At 58.4% G+C, this 18,179-nt stretch carries 16 protein-coding genes, 2 tRNA genes and 1 pseudogene; 8 read left to right on the top strand and 11 right to left on the bottom strand.

Going from position 1 to position 18,179, the window contains the following annotated elements:
* Positions 1-118 precede the first annotated feature (118 nt).
* The gene (locus tag ACLI1L_RS00095; protein WP_005329703.1) at positions 119-982 is read left to right on the top strand and encodes a polysaccharide deacetylase family protein; all 864 of its coding nucleotides are present in this window, start codon (positions 119-121) and stop codon (positions 980-982) included.
* On the top strand, positions 982-1,530 hold the full coding sequence (locus ACLI1L_RS00090) for a DNA-3-methyladenine glycosylase (protein ID WP_200436168.1): 549 nt from the start codon (positions 982-984) through the stop codon (positions 1,528-1,530). The genes ACLI1L_RS00095 and ACLI1L_RS00090 overlap by 1 nt, the downstream gene beginning before the upstream one ends.
* 18 nt (positions 1,531-1,548) lie before the next feature.
* Here ACLI1L_RS00090 and ACLI1L_RS00085 read toward each other — a convergent pair whose 3' ends face one another.
* Positions 1,549-2,034, bottom strand: a complete 486-nt coding sequence (locus tag ACLI1L_RS00085) for a MarR family winged helix-turn-helix transcriptional regulator (RefSeq protein WP_086589162.1) — start codon at positions 2,032-2,034, stop codon at positions 1,549-1,551.
* A gap of 67 nt (positions 2,035-2,101) precedes the next feature.
* Entirely contained in the window at positions 2,102-2,479 is a 378-nt protein-coding gene (locus ACLI1L_RS00080) for an MmcQ/YjbR family DNA-binding protein (RefSeq protein WP_200436167.1), read from the bottom strand.
* Between the two features lie 346 nt (positions 2,480-2,825).
* On the opposite strand from ACLI1L_RS00080, the pseudogene ACLI1L_RS00075 reads away from it, so the two are divergent.
* A pseudogene (locus ACLI1L_RS00075) lies at positions 2,826-4,033 on the top strand (IS110 family transposase).
* A 355-nt stretch (positions 4,034-4,388) separates the two neighbouring features.
* Here the strand turns inward: ACLI1L_RS00075 and ACLI1L_RS00070 are convergent.
* The 4 genes from ACLI1L_RS00070 to gyrA all read right to left on the bottom strand — a co-directional run bounded on the left by ACLI1L_RS00070 (position 4,389) and on the right by gyrA (position 7,604).
* Positions 4,389-4,461 (bottom strand) — tRNA-Ala (locus ACLI1L_RS00070).
* Positions 4,462-4,470: 9 nt separating this feature from the next.
* Positions 4,471-4,547 (bottom strand) — tRNA-Ile (locus ACLI1L_RS00065).
* A 162-nt stretch (positions 4,548-4,709) separates the two neighbouring features.
* Positions 4,710-5,048, bottom strand: a complete 339-nt coding sequence (locus ACLI1L_RS00060; protein ID WP_408921700.1) for a DUF3566 domain-containing protein — start codon at positions 5,046-5,048, stop codon at positions 4,710-4,712.
* A gap of 3 nt (positions 5,049-5,051) precedes the next feature.
* Positions 5,052-7,604 carry a DNA gyrase subunit A gene (gene gyrA, locus ACLI1L_RS00055; RefSeq protein WP_411707720.1) on the bottom strand — a complete coding sequence of 851 codons (2,553 nt, stop codon included), beginning with the start codon at positions 7,602-7,604 and terminating at the stop codon, positions 5,052-5,054.
* Between the two features lie 79 nt (positions 7,605-7,683).
* Here gyrA and ACLI1L_RS00050 point away from each other — a divergent pair, with 79 nt between their 5' ends.
* From ACLI1L_RS00050 to ACLI1L_RS00030, 5 genes are read left to right on the top strand one after another with little or no spacing between them, the layout of a single operon-like run.
* Complete coding sequence (locus ACLI1L_RS00050) at positions 7,684-7,905, top strand: CopG family transcriptional regulator (protein WP_250409439.1); 222 nt, start codon at positions 7,684-7,686, stop codon at positions 7,903-7,905.
* 6 nt (positions 7,906-7,911) lie between these two features.
* A complete protein-coding gene (locus tag ACLI1L_RS00045) occupies positions 7,912-8,172 on the top strand; it encodes a hypothetical protein (protein WP_005326874.1) in 261 nt (86 codons plus the stop codon).
* A 38-nt stretch (positions 8,173-8,210) separates the two neighbouring features.
* Positions 8,211-8,567: a hypothetical protein gene (locus tag ACLI1L_RS00040; protein ID WP_005326875.1), complete on the top strand. Its 357-nt coding sequence runs from the start codon at positions 8,211-8,213 to the stop codon at positions 8,565-8,567.
* A gap of 20 nt (positions 8,568-8,587) precedes the next feature.
* Positions 8,588-9,025 (top strand): DUF6918 family protein, encoded by a 438-nt coding sequence (locus tag ACLI1L_RS00035; RefSeq protein WP_411707719.1) that lies wholly within the window; start codon positions 8,588-8,590, stop codon positions 9,023-9,025.
* 42 nt (positions 9,026-9,067) lie between these two features.
* Positions 9,068-10,543 carry an MFS transporter gene (locus tag ACLI1L_RS00030; RefSeq protein ID WP_411707718.1) on the top strand — a complete coding sequence of 492 codons (1,476 nt, stop codon included), beginning with the start codon at positions 9,068-9,070 and terminating at the stop codon, positions 10,541-10,543.
* 70 nt (positions 10,544-10,613) lie between these two features.
* On the opposite strand, the gene gyrB is transcribed toward ACLI1L_RS00030, so the two are convergent.
* The 5 genes from gyrB to dnaA all read right to left on the bottom strand — a co-directional run bounded on the left by gyrB (position 10,614) and on the right by dnaA (position 18,179).
* Positions 10,614-12,683: a DNA topoisomerase (ATP-hydrolyzing) subunit B gene (gene gyrB, locus ACLI1L_RS00025; RefSeq protein ID WP_294164487.1), complete on the bottom strand. Its 2,070-nt coding sequence runs from the start codon at positions 12,681-12,683 to the stop codon at positions 10,614-10,616.
* 157 nt (positions 12,684-12,840) lie between these two features.
* Positions 12,841-13,410: a DciA family protein gene (locus ACLI1L_RS00020; protein WP_411707717.1), complete on the bottom strand. Its 570-nt coding sequence runs from the start codon at positions 13,408-13,410 to the stop codon at positions 12,841-12,843.
* Positions 13,403-14,614 carry a DNA replication/repair protein RecF gene (gene recF, locus ACLI1L_RS00015; protein WP_411707716.1) on the bottom strand — a complete coding sequence of 404 codons (1,212 nt, stop codon included), beginning with the start codon at positions 14,612-14,614 and terminating at the stop codon, positions 13,403-13,405. The genes ACLI1L_RS00020 and recF overlap by 8 nt, the downstream gene beginning before the upstream one ends.
* Positions 14,614-15,795: a DNA polymerase III subunit beta gene (gene dnaN / locus ACLI1L_RS00010; RefSeq protein WP_411707715.1), complete on the bottom strand. Its 1,182-nt coding sequence runs from the start codon at positions 15,793-15,795 to the stop codon at positions 14,614-14,616. The genes recF and dnaN overlap by 1 nt, the downstream gene beginning before the upstream one ends.
* Positions 15,796-16,541: 746 nt before the next feature.
* Complete coding sequence (dnaA, locus tag ACLI1L_RS00005) at positions 16,542-18,179, bottom strand: chromosomal replication initiator protein DnaA (protein ID WP_411707714.1); 1,638 nt, start codon at positions 18,177-18,179, stop codon at positions 16,542-16,544.

The following is an 18,179-nucleotide window of genomic DNA, read 5'->3' as shown; positions in this document are numbered from 1 at the left end:
AAACCTGAACCACTCAAATCACTTTGGACACTTTAGGCATGTCCTATCACTTTGGTTACATTCGAGCGCTAGGGTCATGGGCACATCATGTCCACTTTCCCTCATTTTTAGGAACACTATGCGCCGCATCCTCACCTCTGCACTCACCGTGCTTATTGCCGCCGCCATGCCAGCAGCCGCTCATGCACAGTTACCGCAAATCCCACGATTGCCTGCGTCTTCAAGCGCGGATATTCAAGGAGAAATCAACCATCGCCTCGAGGATGCCCGCGCACAGGTCGAAGACTTCAGCTCCCAGGCATTTCCACACTCTGCCCCCGGGAAGAAGGCACCCGCCGCCCCAGCTCCAAAGAAGCCGCAGCCGCGCAGCGAAGGTGGCGTCGACTGTGCCAATTGCGTAGCTATCACCTATGACGACGGCCCCGGTGCCGAGACCAACCGCCTACTGGACAAGCTCAAGGCAAAGAACGCGCACGCAAGCTTCATGGTGCTAGCCCCCAACGCATATCAGCATCCTGAGCTGCTCAAGCGCATGAAGGCCGAGGGCCACACCATCGGCAACCACACCAAGAGCCACCGCCAGCTCAACACCCTGTCCTATGACCAGGTATCCCAGGAAATCGACGCCGGCAATGCCGCCATCAAAAAGGCCACCGGCCAAGGCACGCGCTGGGTACGCCCGCCCTATGGCGCGACCAACGCCACCGTGGATCAGGCCACCCGCGATAAGGGCGTCTCCCAAGCGCTGTGGGACGTCGACACCGTGGATTGGAAGGACCGCAACTCCGACCATGTGTGCTCCGCGGCTGTGCAAGGCGCCCGCGCCGGCTCCATTGTGCTGATGCACGATATCCACCCCACCACCGTGGACGCCGCCGATTGCGTTATCGACGGCCTGCGCGCGAAGGGCCTCGAGCCCGTGAGCTTGGATCGCCTCCTGCGCACCCCTGTAGCAGGTAAGCGCTACTACGCTCGTGGTTAATGATTGATTTTGCCCTGACTGCCGACGCCGTCGCTCCCCAACTCCTCGGCTGCACCCTCACCCATGCCGGGGTAAGCATCCGCCTCACGGAGGTTGAGGCTTACCTCGGTGCCGAGGATTCCGCTGCACATACCTTCAATGGCAAGACCCCGCGCAATGCGGCCATGTTCGGTCCGCCGGGTAGGTTCTACGTCTATATTTCTTATGGTATCCACCGCAACGTCAATATCGTTTGCGCCCCTGATGGCACCGGCCAAGGCTGCCTGCTGCGCGGCGGCGAAATCATCGAGGGCGCCGATATCGCCTTCGCCCGCCGCGGCACCACCGATTTTCATAATCTCGCCCGCGGACCAGGCAACTTGGGTAAGGCCTTAGGCTTCACGCTGGAAGATAACCACCAACCAATTCAGATTATTGAGCGAACCTCCGAACCAGAATGGGTACGCGGACCGCGCATCGGCATCTCGAAAAACAAGGAAGCAGCCCTGCGGTTTTGGATCCCATTCGATAAAACCGTCTCGGGCCGCCGCGGCTATCCCAAGCAATAGCCTCGCAAGGCACACTGCCTAATAGCGCCCACCATAGCGCTCATCATTCTCAATGGCCTTTATGATCCGCCGATTGATCTGCAGCATCTGGCGGATCTGCGTGCGGGTCAGGTTATCCATTACGGACCTTCGCGCCTGCTTAGCGTGTCCAGGCGCGGTCTCGACTACCTTATCCCAGCCGCTATCCGTCAGCTGTGCCATGGTGGTGCGGCCGTCAGTCGGGCACGGCTGGCGCACGACCCACCCCTGTTTTTCTAGGCGCGTAACAACCTGGCTCAAGCGAGACAAAGATCCATTGGCGGTAATCGCCAAATCACGCATACGCATCTCGCGATTTTCCGCCTCAGATAGCCGAGAGAGCACCGTGTATTCAAAAAAGCTCAGGCCTGCGTCATCACGCAGCTGAGCATCCAAAATATTGGTCAAGCGAATATTTACGCTCATTAAGGACATAAATGATGCGAGCTCTTCATCATTTAGCCAGTAGTCATCGCGCTCGGTCATGGGATTTATTCTATCAACATGGCTTTAATTTTAAAGTGACTCGCCATTGTCCTTAATACAAAGGGCTTTAGTGCACAGAGGACGGATCGATCGGCCGCCGCCCTCTCGGCAGCTTTTCCACCACCAAACGATAGGAGTCCGTGACTAACTCCTCTACCAGCCGTTCGTGCAGATCTGCGTGTGGATAGACAGAAACCCAATGCCGCTTATTCATGTGGTAGCCCGGCGCAATGAATGGATACTGCTGCTGTAGCGCTTGGCAGTCCTCCGGCTCGGCCTTAATGATCATTTGCTGTTGACCGGTCACCGCTGTCAACAGCAAGAAAATTTTGCCGCGTACTTTAAATACGTCCCAGTCGGGACCAAAAGGATGCAGCACCTGCGAGCCGAGCATCTCTTCGGCGCGCTGCCGCGCAACCTTGTAGATGCCGCTCCCGTCCAACATCGCCCCCATTTCGTTGTTAGCAGTTCCACCTCAGGGCACCGAAGATTCATAGCCTGTCCACCCGATTGGGCGGGTTATGTTTATTTCCGTTCCCTCCGTCTGAAAGGACAGTAGAACTAGTCGCTGGCTTCGGTATGGCTTATTCCCGCCCCTGTCTGAAAATGATCCGGGGGTGATGCCGCCGAAGACAGTGACATACTCAAACAGCTCAATAGGAACCTGACCCAGCCCAGGTGGTATGAGGTCTCACAGTAATGTAGATGCCAGTACTAAGTATGTCCGACCACCCCCAGCGATGAAGCTCAAATAGTCCAACTTCTAATTCATCGCTAGGAGGAACACACCCATGGCCTATGACTTCGTCATTGGCGTAGACGTCGGCAAATACTTCCACCACGCCTGCGTCCTCGATCCCCAAGGCAGGCAAGTCCTGTCCAAACGCATCAATCAGCATGAAGGCTCGCTACGCAAGCTCTTCGGCCAATTCCTCGCCGACAACGCCTCGGTCCTTGTCATTGTCGATCAGCCCAACAACATCGGCCGATTAACCGTCGCAGTCGCCCAACACATGGGGGCAGATGTTCGCTATCTACCAGGGCTTGCGATGCGACAGCTCTCTCGCATCCACGTCGGCAACTCAAAGACCGATGTACGCGACGCCTACGTTATCGCCCATGCCGGTCTTAACCTTCCGGACTCCCTGCGCAGCGTCGACCGCGTTGAGGAAGTCTTTACCCAGCTGAAAGTTCTCAACGGTATCGACGAAGACCTCGCCCGAGCCTACACACGCCTAATTAACCAGATGCGATCCGCGCTCGTGGGAACCTATCCTGCATTCGAACATGTCCTGCGCGGACAGATGATTCACCGAAAATGGATCCTCCACCTACTTGCAAAATACGGCGGCCCCACCAAGATTCGACGCATCGGTAAAACACGCCTAGCAGCCTTTGCGCGCAGTCACAAAGCGCGCAATCCCGAGCCTGTCATCGATGCCATGCTTGCTGCCATCCACGGACAGACCGTGTCCATTGCCGGCGCAGAATACGCCGAACTTGGCGTAGCAATGTCCGCCAAAGACGCACTGGCCAAACTAGAGCATCGCAAGGAAATAGAAGCACAGGTACTCAAGCTCATTCAAGACATTCCTCAAACCGAGATTCTTTTATCCATGCCCGGCATCGGCCCACGTAGCGCAGCACAGATCCTCATGACTGTTGGCGATATGTCCGACCTCCCCGATGCAGCGCACCTAGCGTCCTATGCAGGCCTATCACCACGGACAAATCAATCAGGAACGTCCATTATGTCGAATTCGCCCAACCGCGCTGGCAACAAAAATTAAAGAACGCCCTATGGCAATCGTCTTTTGCATCGATCAGATTCCACGAGCGTTCCCGGCAATTCTATGAACGAAAACGCAAAGAAGGCAAAAGACACAACGCCGCAGTCGTCGCACTCGCACGCCGACGCCTCAACGCTCTCTTCTCCATGATGCGAAACGGCGAGCACTACCGAGACATCTCTACAGCTCAGGAGGCTGCAGCAGCCTAAAGCCAACAGACCCCCATCCAAGCCGATTGCACAGCAAGCCCAACCGGCTCCTCAAGGTACCCAAAACAACATCTACGAGACGAAGCAGAAACCCTTCACACCCCCAACAAGCCCACCCACGGAGTTGACAACCTATATAGGAACACCCCCCTTTTCGAGACTGGCTTAGCGTTGTCTTCAACGATATCGTCCATCCAAAACTCGGTTTTCGTCGACGGTTTTGCTGGTCTATATGGACGAAAATGGTGATCCGAGTAGAGTGCTCGTCATTGTGTCACTTCTCAGAGCGCTTGGGAACGACCGCGGAAATAAAAAATGTCCGGCCCCTCCGAAGAGGAAGCCGGACTTCATGCTGTGGAGCATAGGAGAATCGAACTCCTGACCTTCTGCTTGCAAAGCAGATGCTCTACCAATTGAGCTAATGCCCCATTGTTCCGTGGTGGGCCTAGCTGGAATCGAACCAGCGACCTCATCGTTATCAGCGATGCGCTCTAACCGACTGAGCTATAGGCCCTTGTGCGGAACGAGAATTAACTCTACATACTATCCCCGGATTTATACAAATCGCCTGCTCAATGAGCATTTTACGCCATCAAACAAAGGAGAAAGATTCCTGCTGAAGAAAGGAAAATGCCGGCACCCGAAGGTGCCGGCATCCGCTATGGCGAGAGAGGCGCTAGCGGTTGTCTAGGTCGACTCGCAGGCCGCCAAAGACGTCCACGATGGCGTTATAAATAACCGCCATCAGAGGCGCCAGCAATGTAAGGAGAACGGCGAAAATAACGCCGATGAGCGCGGAGGCGGAGATGACGACACCGAAGGTGACCTCGAATCCGCCGCCGACGCCGCCGACGAGGCTATTGAGCGATTCCCAAATGCCCACCTGGTTCAGGCCGATGTAGAGCAGGCATACGGCCAGCATCCAGGCGATCAGTCCGACGAGTGACAGGGCCAGACCGACACGGAACGCCGAGATAGGCGAGATTCGCGTAATCGTTACGTCTCGTCGTGCCATTAATTACTCCTCATCCTTGGAAGCATCGCCAGCCTTGTGCTCCTGCTGGACCTCATCCACGGTCTTTTCGCCCTTGGCTACAGCCTGAGCGTCTTCCTCACCATCTTCTTCGACGTTGCGGTCGATGGCAAGCAGTTCGACATCGTCAGCCAAGTTCACCAAGCGCACGCCCATGGTCGCACGGGAGGACGGACGAATCTGGTCCACCTCGGTGCGGATGACGCCGCCGGCGGAGGTGATGGCGAAGATCTCGTCATCCTCATCGACGGAGATGGCACCGATGAGCTTGCCGCGCTTCGGGGTGTACTTGAAGGTCATAACGCCCAAGCCACCGCGGCCCTGCGGGGTGTATTCCTCGATGGCGGTGCGCTTGCCATAGCCGCCAGAGGTGGCGACCAAAAGGAACTCGCCATCGTGGACCACGGACATGGATAGCAGCTGATCATCGCCGCGGAAGCGCATGCCCTTCACACCGGCGGTAGCGCGGCCCATGGGGCGCAGCTGGTCGTCGTCGGCAGTAAAGCGGATAGCTTGGCCCTGCTCGGAGGTAAGCAGGATGTCATCGCCCTCGGAGACGAGCTGTGCGCCGATGAGCGCATCGCCCTCGTTGAGGTTGATGGCGATAAGGCCAGCGGAACGCGCGGACTCGTAATCGGTCAGGCGGGACTTCTTCACGCGGCCCTGCTGGGTGGCGAGGACCAAGTAAGGAGCGTCCTCGTAGGACTGAATCTGGATGACCTGTGCGATCTTTTCTTCCGGCTGGAATTCCAACAGGTTAGCCACGTGCTGGCCGCGTGCGGCGCGACCACCCTCGGGCAGCTCATAGGCCTTAAGACGGTAGACGCGGCCGAAGTTGGTAAAGAACAAGATCCAGTCGTGCGTGGAGCAGACGAAGAAGTTCTTCACAATATCGTCCTGCTTGAGCTCAGCGCCGCGCACGCCCTTGCCGCCACGCTTCTGTGCCTTATAGGAATCCACCTTGGTGCGCTTAGCGTAGCCAGTAGAGGTAATGGTGACCACGACGTTCTCGCGGGCAATGAGATCCTCATCGGTGACATCGCCGGTTGCCGGGATGATTTCGGTGCGGCGTTCATCGCCATACTTATCGACGATCTCTGCCAGCTCATCGTGGACAATCTGGCGCTGACGCTCCTCGCGGGCGAGGATGTCCTTCAGATCAGCGATCTCGCGCTCGATCTCGGCCAACTCGTCGATAATCTTCTGGCGCTCCAGAGCAGCCAGCTTGCGCAGCTGCATGGCCAGGATGGCATCGGCCTGGATATCGTCGACGTCGAGAAGCTCCTTCAAGCCTTCGCGCGCCTCGTCCACGGTGGGAGAACGGCGGATAAGGGCGATGACCTCATCGAGCATGTCCAGGGCCTTGACCAAGCCGCGCAAGATGTGGGCGCGCTTCTCGGCCTCGTTCAAGCGGTACTGGGTACGGCGAACGATGACCTCGATCTGGTGCTCCACGTAGTAGCGCAGCATTTGATCCAGGCGGAGGGTGCGCGGCACGCCGTCAACAATGGAGAGCATGTTGGCGCCGAAGGAGGTCTGCAGCTGGGAGTGCTTGTAGAGGTTATTGAGCACCACGCGAGCCACGGCGTCGCGCTTCAGGGTGACCACGATGCGCATGCCCACGCGGTCGGAGGACTCATCCTCGATCTTGGAAATGCCCGCAATCTTGCCGCTGGCCACGGACTCCGCGATATTGGAGATGAGGTTATCCGGGTTGACCTGGAACGGCAGCTCGGTAATGACGATGGTCTGACGGGAGCCAGACTCCTCGATGGAGGTCACACCGCGCATGCGGATGGAGCCGCGGCCGGTGGTGTAGGCATCCTTGATGCCCTGATCGCCCACAATGAGGCCGGCGGTGGGGAAATCCGGGCCCTTGACGCGTTCCATGCAGGCTTCCAGCGCAGCCTCTTCATCGGCGTCTGGGTTATCCAGCATCCAGTAGATGGCCTCGGCCAGCTCGTTGAGGTTATGCGGCGGAATATTGGTGGCCATACCCACGGCAATGCCGCCAGAGCCGTTTATGAGCAGGTTCGGAACGCGGGACGGCAGGACGTCTGGCTCGCTGGTCTTGCCATCATAGTTGGGCGAGAAGTCCACGGTGTTCTCGCGGATATCGCGCACCATCTCCATGGCCAACGGGGTGAGCTTACACTCCGTATAACGCATTGCTGCCGGGCCGTCGTTGCCGCGGGAACCGAAGTTACCCTGGCCATCCACCAGCGGATAGCGCATGTTCCAGGACTGGGCCAGACGCACCAAGGTGTCATAGATGGCGGAGTCACCGTGCGGGTGGAACTGACCCATGGTGTCCGAGACCGGGCGGGCGGACTTCACGTAGCCGCGCTCCGGGCGGTAACCGGAATCGAACATCGCGTAGAGGATGCGGCGGTGCACCGGCTTCAGGCCATCGCGCACCTCCGGCAGGGCGCGGCCGACGATGACGGACATGGCGTAGTCGATGTAGCTCGACTCCATCTCCTCATTAATGTCAATGGGAAATATGCGATCAAAAAGATCGTCGTTATTGTCACTCATAGCCCCAAATTCTACCCTCTAGCGCTTTTCAGGACTCGAATTGCCGCACGGGTGGTATCACCATGGTATCACTTGGGGCATGGCGATGACATTGCGACTTACGGACGAACAGGATCACGCGCTGACGCTACTGGCCTCCGCGCAGGGCACCTCCAAGCACGAGGCGGTGGTACGCGCCATCGTTGCGGCGGCAGCCCGCACGCTTGCCGACGCCCACGTGCAATCCACCGCCCGCACCCTCCTCCCCGGCCGCGCTGAGCTGGAGGCGGAAATCCGCCGTGCCCGGCCCGCACAGTCTTAGGCAAGCATGACTACTGAACAGCTCTACCTCTTGGCGCGCGAGTTTTGCGCTCGCTTTAACGTCCGCATTACCAACTTCGCCGCCCTAGCGGCCGCGGCGGCAGCCAGCACCGCCAAGGTGGAAGGAATTGCCATTCACGACAACCACCGCGATGCCGCCCGCGCAATGGCAGAGGTATTAGCCCGCGTGCCGGTGCTGAGCGGGTATAACGCAGAGTTCGCAAAGTTCAGCGCGCGCGTCTACCTTAGTGTTAAAGAAGTTACCTAAGTTACTGGGGATAGTGACCCAAGAAAGGAACTACCACCATGTCCCGCTGCAAGAAGATTGCCGCCTCGAGCCTGACCGCCGTAGCGCTAGCTATCACCGCCGTGACTGCTCCTACCGCCACCGCCGCTGATGCCGATTCCTGGAAAGAAACGGTAAATCCGGACTTTAAGCCGGGAGAGGCCGGTGGTTCCTCTACCGGTTCTTCCCAGCTGGACCTCACCCTGATCATCACCGCAGCGGCCGCCGGTGTCACCGCGCTGGCCAGCGCCGTGGCCCTGTACTCCCCTAACGTGGATCTGGAGAAAGCTGCCCGCGATGCCGGCTTGGGCCAGATCGCCGATCAGATTGCTGCCATTCAGGCCAACCTCCCTGGCCTACCGGGCCAGCCCGCCTAACTCGCGTAAGGTGGTGCAGCATGGCACATCTTTCTGAACTTATGTCAGGTCCGCAGCGCACTGCGGTGATTAACGATTGCGGCGAGCTGGTTGAGGGGGTCGTCGCCAAGCAATCGGGCATTACCGGCATGGCGCTCAAGGGCGCCGTCGCCGCCGCGAAGAAGGTCGACCCCGCCATCATCACCAAGGCCCTGGGCCGCGTGCTGCCGGATGTCCTTAATACCCTGGATCCGCACTGGCAGGAATTTTCGGAAACCTCCGAGCAGGATTTCGGTTCCTTCCTCGAGCCCCGCAGCACCCAGGTGAGCGATTCCATCATGTCGGTGGCCGATAAGCACGCCGAGCAGATTAACTCCCCCGCGCTGTCTAAGCCTTATAACTCCTTGCGCGGTAAGGCCTCGAAATTCCTCACCCCTGCGGTACCGGATTTCGGCCGCGTGCTGCAAAAACACATGTAGTTTCCGCACGGTTGAACCTAGAACAAACCGCAGAGTATAAGTGTGGAAGTGACTACTTCCGCAGCTAACCAAACCGAGTACCCCGCCGGCCAGGATCCCGCCCGCTGGCGGGTACTTATCGTTTTGCTCACGGCACTCTTCATGTCCCTGCTGAGCGTGTCGATCGTGAACGTAGCCCTGCCCTCGATTCAATCGGGCCTGGGAGCCTCTGAATCCGATGTGCAATGGGTGCTCTCCGGCTATGCGCTCACCTTTGGTGTCATCCTTGTTGCCGCCGGCCGTGCCGGAGATCTCGTCGGCCGCGGCGGCATCTTTCTAGCAGGCATTGCCATCTATTCCCTCAGCGCCGCCGTCGCCGGCTTTGCCCCCAACGCGGAGGCACTCAACGCCGCCCGCTTTATCCAAGGCATAGGCGCTGGTCTGCTCAATCCGCAGGGCGTGGGAATGATCCAGCAGTACTTCCGCGGTCCGGAACGCGCCCGCGCCTTCGGCTACTTTGGCTCCACGGTGGGCATCGCCGTGGCTATCGGACCGGTACTGGGCGGCCTGCTCATTCGCCTCGGCGGCGCGGACCTAGGTTGGCGACTGACCATGCTGGTCAATTTCCCCGTCGGCCTTATTGCCATCATCTTAGGATTGCTGTGGTTTCCGCGGCCGCTGTTCTCTCGCGTACGCGATGACGCCGGCAATAAATTGGGCATCTTCAAGGCCCTAGCCACCCTGGATCCCATCGGCGCGCTGATCCTCGGCGCTGCCGTATGGGCCATCCTCTTCCCCTTCATGGAATCGTCCGCTTCCCCGGCGGTGTGGTGGCTCCTATTGTTGGGCGCCGTCCTCCTTGTGGGATGGGTGCTATGGGAGCGACACCACAAGGCCACCGGCCATCCGCCGATGGTGGATCTCACTATCTTCGCCACCCCGAGTTTTCGCAATGGCACCATCATCGCCACCTTGTGGTTTATGGGTATTACCAGCATTTGGGTGCTCGTGGCACTCTACTTCCAAAGTGGACTCGGACACTCCGCCCTGGCTGCCGGCTCCGTAGGCATTCCGGCTGCCTTGTTGAGCTCCATATCTGCCACACTGGCCGGCCGATCCGTATCCGTCCACGGCCGCAAAGTCGTGGTGCTGGGCATGCTCGTGACCATCTCCGGCCTCATTGCCACCATTGCGCTTATCTGGGCCACTGAGCAATGGGGCGCTAGCGAATGGTGGATGGTCCTTTCACTGGCCTTTGTTGGCGGCGGGCAAGGCTCGGTCATCTCCCCCAACCAAACGCTCACCTTGGCGCATGTGCCACAGGCCTACGCCGGATCGTCCGGCGCCGTCCTCCAAACCGGCCAGCGCATCGGTACGGCCATTGGGCTTGCCGTTATTACCGCCATCGTTTTTGCCACCTTGCACGGCACAAGCGCGGACTGGCCGCTGTCCATCATTGCCGGCTTCGGCGTCATCCTCGCCATGTGCCTCGCTTCCCTAGGATTCGCCGTAGCGGATCAGCACAGATCCCAGGCCTAGGCCCAGCGCTTTCCGACGCCACAATTAAAGCCCACCGCGGTAAATTCCACGGTGGGCTTCATACTGCGCTCTAGATATCCAGGAAGCGGACGTCCTTTGCGCGGCGGGTAATGAAAGAGCGGCGGGCCGAGACATCGTCACCCATGAGGATGGAGAAGAGCTCATCGGCGCGCTGCGCGTCTTCCAGATCCACGCGGCGCAGGATGCGGGTGCTCGGGTCGAGCGTGGTCTCCCACAGCTCGGAGGCGTTCATCTCGCCCAAGCCCTTGTAGCGCTGGATGCCGTCATCTTTGTTGATCTTACGGTTTTGCTCCAAGCCCTCGGCCAGCAGCTTATCGCGCTCGGCGTCGGAAAAAGCATAGCCCGGAGTACCCTTAGACCACTTGAGCTTGTACAGCGGCGGGTTAGCCAGGAACACGTGGCCGTCCTCAACCAGCTGCGGCATAAAGCGGAAGAGCAGGGTCAGAAGCAGCGTGGCAATGTGCTGGCCGTCAACGTCGGCATCGGCCATGAGCACGATCTTGTCGTAGCGCAGCTTCTTGATATCGAATTCCTCGTGGATGCCGGTACCCAGCGCGGTAATAATCGCCTGAACCTCGGCATTCTTGAGGACCTTATCCATACGGGCCTTCTCCACGTTCAGGATCTTGCCGCGCAGCGGCAGGATGGCCTGGAACATGGAATCGCGGCCGCCCTTAGCGGAGCCACCTGCAGAGTCACCCTCCACGATGTAGAGCTCGGAAATCTTCGGATCCTTCGAACGGCAATCCGCGAGCTTGCCCGGCAGGCCACCGAGGTCGGTGGCGGACTTGCGGCGCACCATCTCGCGAGCCTTGCGGGCAGCCATGCGGGCATGCGCGGAGGACACAGCCTTATTGATAATGGCCTTGGCCTCTGCCGGGTTGGCATCGAACCAGTCATTGACGTGCTCGTTGACCGCGCGCTGGACAAAGCCCTTGATCTCGGAATTGCCCAGCTTGGTCTTGGTTTGACCCTCGAACTGCGGATCGCCCACCTTGACGGAAATGACGGCCGCCAAGCCCTCGCGGCAGTCATCGCCGGAGAGGTTACCGTCCTTTTCCTTGAGGAGCTTATGCTCCTTGGCGTAGCGGTTCATCAGGGAGGTTAGGGCCGCACGGAAACCCTCTTCGTGCGTGCCGCCCTCGTGGGTGTTGATGGTATTGGCAAAGGTGTGAACGGACTGCTTATAGCCCTGGTTCCACTGCAGCGCTACCTCGACCTCGTGATCCTCGCCCTTCGCATCGAAGGAAACGATGGTCGGGTGGATCGCGGTCTTGGACTTATTGAGGTACTTGACGTAGTCGGTCAAGCCATCCGGGTAGTGGAAGGTGACCTTCTTGCGGCGCTTCTTATCTGCCGCAGCGTCCTTCGCCTCGCCGGATTCTTCGTTGAAGGTATCGCCGGCGTCCGGGGCATCATCGAAGGACGTCTCATCCGCGCTGGTCTCGCCAGATTCTGCATCGGCGATCTCTTCCAGCTCGATCTGCTCTTCGGTGACGCGCTCGTCAATGAGCTCAATGCTCAAGCCCTTGTTCAGGAAGGCCATTTCCTGCAGGCGACGGGCAATGGTGTCGTAATCGTACTCGGTAGTTTCAAAAACTTCCGGGTCCGCCCAGAAGCGGATCTTGGTGCCCGTGCCGCGGGCGTTGCCGCCCTCAACGAGCTCGTCCGGGATGGCATTCTGGAAGTTTTGGTACCAGTGCTTACCGTCGCGCTTAATCTCCGCCTCCACGCGGGTAGAAAGCGCGTTCACCACGGAAATACCGACACCGTGCAGGCCGCCGGAAACGGCATAGGAATCGGAGTCGAACTTACCGCCGGCGTGCAGCTGGGTCATGACCACCTGGACGGTAGGTGCGCCAGAAGCGTGCATTTCTACCGGGATGCCACGGCCATTATCGATGACCTCTACGCCGCCATCTTCCAGCAGCTTGACGGTAACCTTGTCGGCGTAGCCGGCCATGGCCTCATCGACGGAGTTATCAACGATCTCCCAAATGAGGTGGTGCAGGCCGCGCGAACCGGTCGAACCAATGTACATGCCGGGGCGCTTACGAACGGCCTCGAGGCCCTCCAGGATCGTAATTGACCCGGCATCATATGCGTGTTCTTCAGCCACGGATTCGTGCTCTCCTTTTGGCTATAGCTAATTCTAAGACCTTGACTATTCTACACGGATACCCCCTACTGAAAGACACCCCACACCCGTGAGAGATAGGAATCTGGCGCGCTCTGAGGTTATTCACATTGTGCAGGTCTGAGTAAACCTCAGCCTATTAGCCGTAGGTATCTTGTGATCCTTGCGGTTTGACCCACTGCCGCCCCTCATAATTGCGCCTTTGCTTCGGTCCGTGAATCCGCAGTTCCACAATGACATCGGGGCCTAGGCGGTCAGAGATTTTGCGCAGGATTTGCCGCTGCAGGTAGCGCAGCTCCGTTGCCCACGTGGAGTTATCGCAGGATACATAGACAATCTTGTCCTTAATCCGCTGCGGCTGCGTATGCGCGGCAATGCGCTCGCCCACCAGATGCTCCCAATTGCCCATCACCCAGCCATTAGCCAGATCATGCTCCCACCCACGATTGACCACCTCGCGGTTAATTTGGGACCCCAGGCTCGGCACGGCCAGCGTGCGCCGTTTCTTCCTGCCATCTGGTCCTGTGGGAATGCCCCGTTGATAGCCCATATACCCCTGCTTTTGCGCCTTCTCCAGCGAAGGCACCGGCATCTTCGGCACCGGGCGGGTCAGCTTCGGCGGGTTCTTGGAGGTGGACCGAACCAGCTTGAAGTACTGGGTGATGGGATCGATGCGCTGCTTGCCGACGCCCCCTTGATCCTCACTCATTCCCCTCACCTTCCTCAGCGGCATTTTGAGCAAGATCTTCGGCAGAATCTTCGGCGCTGAGCTTGGAAATGCGGCCGGTCTCGGTATCTTCTACACTCACGCGGTAGCGCACGATGGGTTCCAAGTTTCCGGGAAGATCCTCATCCACGGCCGCGGTGATGAGCACCTGTTCGGCCTCGGCGGCCAAGTGGACCAGCTGCTTGCGGCGCTTGGCATCGAGCTCAGCAAAGACATCATCCAAGATGAGCACCGGATCGGATCCTCCCTCCTGGCGCAGGACGTTGAATTCCGCCAGGCGCAGCGCGATGGCGTAGGACCATGTCTCGCCGTGGCTAGCAAAGCCCTTGGCCGGCTGATCACCCAGATTAAGCACCAGATCGTCGCGGTGTGGGCCCACGAGGGAAATGCCGCGTTCGATTTCGCGCTGCCGAGCGTTCGCCAGCTCGGTAAGCAAGACGGCCTCTAATACCTCGCGGTCAGAGGTATCGATAGTGGACTTATACTCCACATGTGCCGGCCGTGATTCTGGCGCTAGGCCGGAATAGGCGGCGGGGATGTGGTCCAAGAGGGCGTCGACAAGCGCAAGGCGCGCGGCAATAACCTGGGCTCCGAGGCGGGCTAACTGCGCATCCCAGGTATCCAAGGTAGCCAGTGCCGCGGCGCCATCGCTATCGGAATAGCCGCGGCGCAGGCTGGCGGAGGCCGATTTCAGCAGGGCATTGCGCTGCTTGAGCACCTTATCGTAGTCAGCCTTCACACCCGCTAGCCGCGGAGTCCGCGAGGCAATGATGCTATCGAGGTAGGCGCGGCGCCCAGCCGGCTCCCCGCGCACCAGGGCCAAGTCCTCCGGGGAGAAGAGCACAGTTTTTACCACGCCCAGCAGCTCACGGGGGCTGCGCAGGCGGGTGCGATTAATCTGCGCCTGGTTGGCCGCATGGGGCTTAATCAGCAAATGGGTAGTAAGCTCGCGGCCCTGGTTCACCGCGGTAATAGACACCCGCGCACTATCCGCGCCCTGACGCACCAACGGTGCATCGTGGGAAACGCGGTGGGAGGAAAGGTGAGCGGTATAGCCAATGGCCTCAACGATATTGGTCTTGCCAAAGCCATTGCGCCCGACAAAAAGGGTGATCCCTGGCCCTAGCTGCACATTAAGTTCGGGCCACGAGCGAAAATCCCGAACATCGAGATCCCTGACGTACATTAGCCCGGCAGGCGAACCGGCATGAGCAGGTAGGTGAAGTTGGTCTCCGGCGTGGGGAAGTTGCCATCTTTATCGGCCTCAGGCAGCTCTTCCGGTTCTGGGATCATGATGGCTGGGCGCGAAGGCTCGGTAAAGCCGAAGACCACGCGGTCGGTATTAATGACGGCCAAGCCATCCTTGAGGTAGCCCGGATTGAAGGCGATGAGGAATTCATCGCGGCCATGGAATGCACACGGCAGGGTCTCGGTCGCATTACCAGCATCCGCACCGGCCGAAAGGGTCACCTGGCCATCGGCGAACTCCATCCGAATCTGCGCGTTGCGATCCGTCAGCAACGACACGCGGCGAATTGCTTCCTGCAGCGGGGCGACCTCAATGGAGGCAATATTGGTGTGATTCTTCGGCAGCAGGGGCTGCACATTAGGGAAATCCGCATCCAGCATGCGAGTGGTGGTCTCGCGATTATCCGCGTGCAGGCCAAAGAGGCCATCGGCACCAATATTGTCATCGGTGCCCACGGCGATCTCCACTGGAATGTTGAGATGTGGATCCAAAGAACGACCGGTTTCCTGCAGGGTCTTAGCAGGTACTAGCAGCTTGGCTTCGACATCCGGCGACTTCGGCTCCCATTCCAAGGTGCGCATGGCCAGGCGGAAGCGGTCCGTTGCCGTCATCTCAATGTCCTTGCCACGGATATCCATGTGCACACCGGTGAGCATGGGCAAGGTGTCATCCTTGCCGGCCGCAGCGGCGACCTGATGGATGGCCTCGACGAATAGCTGTGGCTGGATGGTGCCGGTAACCTCCGGCAGAACCGGGAGCTGCGGGTAATCATCCAGAGGAATCAGTGGCAGCTCAAAGCGGGAAGAACCACAAGTAACCAGGGCCTTGGAATCTACCTGGGAAATCTCCACTTCCTTGTTGGGCAGGGAAGCGACGATGTCAGAGAGGAGCTTGCCGGCTACCGCGATCTGTCCGGGCTCATCCACCATTCCGGCGATTCGGACGCGGGTGGACACCTCGTAATCGAAGCCAGTGAACTCAAGACCGTTGTCATCCGCGGTGATTAGCATCGCGCGGAGCACAGGCTGGGTGACCTTGGACGGCAGGCTACGAGCAACCCACGCTACGGCGTTGGCAAGGTCATCTTTGGCCACGCGAAATGACACGGCTTCATCCATGGTGCGAAGAGCTCCTCTGAGGCAAGTAGGAAATTTGTTACTTACAAAAGACTGGCTTCCAACTTACCGCATCGGGCGCGGTGCGCCACAACGTGTAATTCCATCTTTGCCTGCTCGATCCGCGCCTGGCCAAAGGCAGGCCGGGCCGAATTCCACACACCCTCTTTCTTCTATACAGATCAGAGAAATAATTTAGTAGTAGTAATAAGCGCTGTGGGATCTGTGGGTAACTAGTTAAACAACAAGTTCAGGACACAGATCCGGGGTGTGCCAATTCTTGTGATCTTGCTGTGATCAATCGGGGGAAAATGTGGACAACTAACGGGATCGCCGTTTTATCCACAGGTTTTGTCATTTGATCACCGATCTACACACAGCGCTGATCACAGGGTGGTTCTCCCAGCATAGAGCCTGTGGAATTTAAAACTGTGAGTAAGATCTATGAATTACAAAGGTGGAATTACACAAGTGTGAATAACGCTGTGGATAACTCTTTTCGCAGTTAAGAGAGTACTTTTCGCGGATCTTCTGGGTTCTTTGTGGAATTACACGAAGGTGTAGGCGGCTGTGTGGACGGTTTGAACCAAGTTTCGGCGTCTCAGTCAAGAATCTCTGATCTTATAGTTCTGGTCTCACCTTTAAGTAGTACGAGCAGAATCCGCGAAGTGACAAAGGGACAGACAAAAGCGCCCTCCTTTATATAAGGAAGGCGCTTAAGGAACGAGCTGTAGAAAAGGTGGCGAGATCTAGGCGCGACCGCGATTCTTGATGCGCTGGGTAAGCGCCTGGATCTCGTCGTATGTATTGCGCTTTTCAGTCATCTCTTTGCGGATCTTGCGATCCGCATAAATGACGGTGGTGTGGTCCTTACCGCCGAACTGTTCACCGATCTTGGGCAGGGACAGCTCGGTAAGCTCGCGGCACAAATACATCGCCAGCTGGCGAGCATGCGCTACCGCGCGCTTCTTGCCGGCGCCGCGCAGAGTTTCTACATCAATATCGAAGAAGTCTGCCGTGACCTCCATGATTGAGGTAGCGGTGATCTGCCGATCAGCGGAATCCGGGGCCAGATCGCGCAATGCGATTTCCGCCATCTCTACGTTGATTGGCTCATCTACCAAAGAGGAATAGGCCGAAACGCGGATAAGTGCGCCTTCGAGCTCGCGGATGGAAGATTCAAAGCGCGAGGCAATGAGCTCGAGCACGGAGCGATCCACCTCGGTGCCGTCATTTGCCGCCTTCTTCATCAAAATCGCGATACGCGTTTCCAGATCTGGCGGCTGAATATCGGTAATAAGTCCGCCTTCAAAGCGCGTGCGGAGGCGATCCTCCAGCGTTGTCAGCTGCTTCGGCGGGCGGTCCGAAGACAAAATGATCTGCTTATTGGCTTGGTGCAGCGCATTGAAAGTATGGAAGAACTCTTCCTGGGTGGATTCTTTACCCTCCAAGAACTGGATATCATCGACCATCAAGATGTCGAGGTTGCGGTAGCGCCGTTTGAAGGATTCCTGGCGGTCATCACGTAGCGAATTAATATAGTCATTCGTAAATTCTTCCGAAGACACATATTTCACGCGCAGACCCGGGTGCAGCACCTGGGCGTAGTTACCAGCGGCGTGCAAAAGGTGCGTTTTTCCTAGACCAGAGCCACCCCAAATGAATAGTGGGTTGTATGCACGGGCGGGATTTTCGGCCACGGCAACGGCTGCACCATTGGCAAAACGATTCGAAGACCCGATAACGAAGCTATCGAAGGTGTGCTTCGGATTCAGTGAAGTTTCACGGTTGGGATCATGTGCCGGAGCCTCGCGCGGGATGCGAGCGGAATTAGAGCTAGCGTCGGTGAAATTTCCCGCGGACTGCGCCTGCTGCTGGTTATAGTGCTGGGCAAGTTCATCCAAGCTGGCTGGGGCATGGCTGGATTGCCAGTTGTTTTGTGCGGGCGCTGGTTGTGTACCGGTATCAGAGTGTTGCGGGCGCGGAATGTAGTTCTGGGGAGGCTCCGTGTGCTGGGGTTGTTGCGCTTGCGGAGCCTGCTGCTGTTGCGGGGGAGCTGTCTGTGGAGAAGGCTCTGTGGCCGGTGGTTGTGGTTCTTGCGGAGTAGCCAAGGTAACCGTGAAGGAGCAGGGGCGCCCGAGATGCCGGGTTAAGGCCTTGGCGATGTACTCGCCCAGTTCATTTTCGACCACATTTTTGGCGTCGAGGTTCTCGGCGGCAACGAGGGTGTAGCCCTCGACCATCATGATGGGGCGGACCAGTTGCAGGTAAAGGCGCTGTGAATGGGAAAAACTAGGGACCTCGGAATTGGGTTGCTCGGATTGTGCGAGCAGGTCATCAACGACCGCGCGCCAAATGGCATGCAGGTTCGCTTGTGGGTCAGTCAC

Source organism: Corynebacterium sp. LaCa117, assembly GCF_046717765.1.
Taxonomy (GTDB): domain Bacteria; phylum Actinomycetota; class Actinomycetes; order Mycobacteriales; family Mycobacteriaceae; genus Corynebacterium; species Corynebacterium kefirresidentii.
The sequence above is the reverse complement of the archived record's forward strand: the minus strand, read 5'-3'. Positions and strand labels throughout refer to the sequence as shown.